The following is a 681-nucleotide window of genomic DNA, read 5'->3' as shown; positions in this document are numbered from 1 at the left end:
AGGAATAGCGATCGGGCCGCCTTCACCCAAGACCTGTAAGCCTGCGCCAGTTCGAAGCTGACCATTTACATCAATCTGCAAGTCGCCTGCACGCGTGAACGCCTCTTCACCATCCGGAGATTGCACTGCAATCCACCCTTCGCCACTGAGCGCAATATCTAAAGGATTACCCGTTTCACGCATTGGGCCTTGCTCAAAACGTGTCGCGGGTCGCTCGGTAAGGGCATACGCTCTCGTTGGGTGATGCTCACCATAAACAGGCATTGCTCTCGCTTGCGCAAAATCCTCTTTAAACCCGGTCGTATTTAAATTCGCCAAGTTATTCGAGTGCGCACGCTGAGCATACATATTCTGTTTGGCACCACTCATTGCAATGTAAAGCGCTTTATCCACTTACCTTCTCCTGCCGGATTCGCTATTAAATATTCAGAATGGTCTGCTGAATTGTGTCGGATGTTTCAATGGTCTTTGAATTAGCCTGATAGTTACGTTGAGCAACAATCAATGCCACCAACTCTTGAGACAAATCGACGTTCGATGACTCTGTGGCCGACGCGGTAAGCACACCCAGAGAAGCGGTTCCCGGAGCACCAACAACAGCATCACCAGAGGTAAATGTTTCAATCCAAACACTCTCCCCGATAGGGGCCAAACCTTCTTTATCTCGGAAATTCGCCAAAG

The 681-nt window shown here is 49.6% G+C and carries 2 protein-coding genes; both read right to left on the bottom strand.

Features of this window, described 5'->3' with window-relative positions; genetic code table 11:
• Positions 1 to 393 (bottom strand): flagellar basal body rod protein FlgF (locus A3750_RS23800; RefSeq protein WP_156498899.1); only part of this gene is annotated, 393 nt, incomplete at its 3' end.
• 25 nt (positions 394 to 418) lie between these two features.
• The coding region (locus A3750_RS23795; RefSeq protein WP_156498898.1) for a flagellar hook-basal body complex protein at positions 419 to 681 on the bottom strand (263 nt) is incomplete at its 5' end.

The organism is Oleiphilus sp. HI0079 (genome assembly GCF_001635105.1).
The sequence above is the reverse complement of the archived record's forward strand: the minus strand, read 5'-3'. Positions and strand labels throughout refer to the sequence as shown.